Origin of the sequence: uncultured Fretibacterium sp. (assembly GCF_938040765.1) — a bacterium.
Classification (GTDB): Bacteria; Synergistota; Synergistia; order Synergistales; family Aminobacteriaceae; genus CAJPSE01.
On the sequence record NZ_CALIAA010000190.1, the window covers coordinates 1 to 3,387 of the forward strand.

The following is a 3,387-nucleotide window of genomic DNA, read 5'->3' on the forward strand; positions in this document are numbered from 1 at the left end:
CCGTTTCCGCGGATATCGACCGCAGCGAGAAAAAAATTTGGGGCAATCCGTAATAAAATATAAACAGTTGAGTGATATAAGGGGTCGACCTGAAAAACGATATGTACAATCCTGCCAGCCCCCTGACCGGGGCGATCTTTGATCCTCTCAGGGCAACCAGCATAATCGCTATGAAAATCGACAATGCAAAGGACACGCACCCCAGATAAAGCGTGTAGGGAACCTTAAAGATGATTTCAAATATGCAGTTGACGAAAAAATTAAAATCAAACCTGACCATGCCAGTCTCTCAATGCGGGAAGCTCCGTCTCATATCCTCAAAAAAACTCATATTCTCAAAAAAATTGCCCATGCGTTCTTACCTGTCGAAAAATAACGATACCTCAAAAATGGAGGGCGAGGAACAACCGCAGACGTCGCTCGGTACGGCACTCCTTGCCCTCTGGAAGAGCTCGTTAAAAAACGGACAGCCTTAACGGGTAAATTTTTCTCGCTTCAATCCTCACAACAAAAACCCTGAACGGCAAGCCTTTTCATTCGGGCTGGGTAACGTCCACCTTGTAGTACTGCTCGGAAATCCTTTTCAGCGTTCCATCCCGAAGCATGGAAGCGATAGCGTCATTGACGGCACGGATCAGTTCCGGATCTGCATTTTTGGAAAATGGGTATGCGTTTTTCTCCAGGACGACGGGATGCCCCGCTATCTTCAGCTTGTAGGGCTTTTTCTCCAGCCTGGCCTTAAAGGCCACGTCCGTTATCGGTCCCGCATCGGATTTCCCCTGCTCGATGGCGTCGAACAGGGAGCCGGCTCCCGATGGGATGACCTTGATCTGCCTGTCTTTTGAAAGCGCGTTGTTGTACTCCATCAGTATCGGATAAAAGGAATGAGTCGGTTCGATCTCAACCGCGTACCCCTGGAGGTCGTCCAGAGTGTCATACTTGAAGTCCTCCCTGACCATCAGATAAATTTTATTGTATCCGTACACGTCGGAGAATATATAATTTTTCTTCCTGGCTTCGTTGATGGATATCTGAAATGCAATCGTGTCTATTTTTCCAGCATCCAAACTGCCGAACAGGTTGTCCAGACTGCCTATCTCCACCCATTCGACCTTCCGGCCCATTCTCTTTCCAATCTCCTCGTAAGCATCATGCTCGAACCCCGTCAGCTCTCTTTTATCGTTTTTGTAGCTGGCCGGAGCGAAGGAGGGATTGGTTCCCACTCGGACGACAGGCTCCGCATTCCCCCTGGCGCATCCCGCAATCAACACAATCGATATGACCACCCAAACGTACAGCTTCCTGAGAACGACTCCCATAAAATTACACCTCCATTTTGTTGTTGCCGAAGACTTTCAGGATTCCCTCCGAAACCCCTTCGAACATATTGACCGGCATCCCGATACCCAGTTCTCCTTCGTCGCTGACCGTAGAGGTCCGGGCTCCGCAGCACATCAGCGAAACATTGATATCATTCCGTACAAACGGCTTTGCGACCAGGTCGCTGCACATCGCGGCATTTCCCACGGAGACAAAATTCTGAGGACGGCCATAATGATAGGAGTAGCCCCTTACAATCTTCATCATCTGCTCCGACATGCCCAGCATCACGACAACATCTGCCTCCGGCATCTCTGCCAGCGGGCCTATCTCGAGACCATAAATCTCCTGAGAGATTCTCATGAAGCTTTTTGTTACCTCTCTTCCGATACTGTAGTCCGAGTACAGCCCGCACTTGCTCATCAGCCTTCCGGATCCATCCAACTCGGGGACGGGCTTCAGCCCCAACTGATGAGGCCCGCCGGAACAGGAGAAATTCTCCCGCCTCACCTTCAGTTTATCCCCATGACACGCTTTATTGACAAAAGCGCACAATCTGCCTTTGCCCTTGATCTCCGCTGCGTCCGTCCTTTCATATTCCAACTCGAACGGAATAAACCTTACCCCAACTATCCGGCGCTGCAGTGCCAACAAATCAGCGACTTTAGCTACGTAATCCGCAAACATCTAGCCGTTCTCCGAATCATACTGCATGCATTCTTCGCAATATCGGGAATACTCCGCTGCCTGAATAGCGTAGTCATAGTTCATGCGAATGGGGAAACCGAGCTCCTCCGGATACTCCAAACGCGCCAGGATCTCCCGCTTGGGAGCATTGTTTTCCGTCAGGTTGACCGTTTCCAGGATGCCGTCCAGCACCGTCTCCAGCATATTGACCGGAATGGAAACCCCCATTTCCCTTGCATCGAAGTTGCCCCTGTCCCTGGAGTCGGGACTAACAGGGATATGTTGATGTCGTTATTTACAAAAGACCTGGAGATCAAGTCGCTGCAGACACCGTGGACCCCCATGGTCAATAAATTCCCGGCAACGCCGTAATACCTTGCGTATCCCTGCATTATCCTCATTACGTTCTTTGCCGTCGTTATAAAAATAACGATGTCCGCACCGTTTACATCATGATTTACAGGAAATGCCTCTACACCGTAAATCGAGTGATCGATGTAATCTTTGCTGTTTGAAACCTGATGGGAGACCGAGTAGCTCGCATATTTTTCATTGCGGTAGTCCTCCAGGCCGCTTCTGATGTTGGATGGAGCCTCCTCCAAACCTATAATGTATCCGGCAGCCTTACAACTCAACATGCCGGATCTTGTCTTGCCGTGAATACCCCTGCTTGCGTCGGAAACGACCTCACACAATGCGATATGTCGTCTTTCCTCCGCCTCCGATAAATCATATTCCTTTTGGTACGGCATAAACCTGACGCCGACCATTTCCCTCTTCAACCCAAGGGCTTTCCTTACCCTGACTATCTTCAGTACGTCCAAGATCAAACCCTCTTTTAACAAATCCGTTCAGCCGCAAGACAGTATGTGTCTTGTCAAATGGAATGCAGCGGCAGAAATAAAACCCAACCAATAAAAACGCCTCGAAATTTAACCCGGCCAAAGACGACGACCGCCCCGCCCTTATCGTCGGATTCGGCCTCTACGAAGCGGCTGATGAGAGGAGGATGAAAGTGTTTCCGTTGGGATTTTCGTCGCGCTCGAACAGGCCGTTCTCCGCCGCCCGGACCGGGGAAAATGTGTACGGAAAAAGCGCAGCCGTGGCCCGGACAAGACGCGTGACGAAGCTCATAATGACGGTCGACCTCCTCTAGGGGACAACAGACGAGATTGAACCGAACGGACCGGATGGAGCCGAGTTACAGGGGGTGGGACACCGACGTCAAAGAGCCTCCCGACGTCCGGCCGAACGGAACGACGATGCAGCACGTGCACTATGGATGTTCGATCACGTTGCCGGACGATGCATCGAAAAGCCTCCTTCGGCCTCAACGCCGATGTCTTTAACGGGTGACGCCGGCGTTCAACGATGCCGACG

5 protein-coding genes are annotated in these 3,387 nt (G+C 50.9%); all 5 read right to left on the minus strand.

What is annotated here, in order from left to right; all coding sequences use genetic code 11:
- A partial coding sequence (locus tag Q0176_RS11245; protein WP_366797281.1) for an ABC transporter permease subunit occupies positions 1 to 280 on the minus strand: 280 nt, incomplete at its 3' end.
- A 253-nt stretch (positions 281 to 533) separates the two neighbouring features.
- Positions 534 to 1,319: a transporter substrate-binding domain-containing protein gene (locus tag Q0176_RS06610; protein ID WP_299300477.1), complete on the minus strand. Its 786-nt coding sequence runs from the start codon at positions 1,317 to 1,319 to the stop codon at positions 534 to 536.
- Positions 1,320 to 1,323: 4 nt separating this feature from the next.
- A complete protein-coding gene (locus tag Q0176_RS06615; protein ID WP_299300479.1) occupies positions 1,324 to 2,007 on the minus strand; it encodes a DUF169 domain-containing protein in 684 nt (227 codons plus the stop codon).
- Positions 2,008 to 2,199, minus strand: coding sequence for a hypothetical protein (locus tag Q0176_RS06620; protein ID WP_299300481.1), 192 nt, complete (start codon positions 2,197 to 2,199; stop codon positions 2,008 to 2,010).
- On the minus strand, positions 2,166 to 2,831 hold the full coding sequence (locus Q0176_RS06625; RefSeq protein WP_299300483.1) for a DUF169 domain-containing protein: 666 nt from the start codon (positions 2,829 to 2,831) through the stop codon (positions 2,166 to 2,168). Before Q0176_RS06625 ends, Q0176_RS06620 begins: the two co-directional genes overlap by 34 nt.
- Between the last annotated feature and the right edge of the window lie 556 nt (positions 2,832 to 3,387).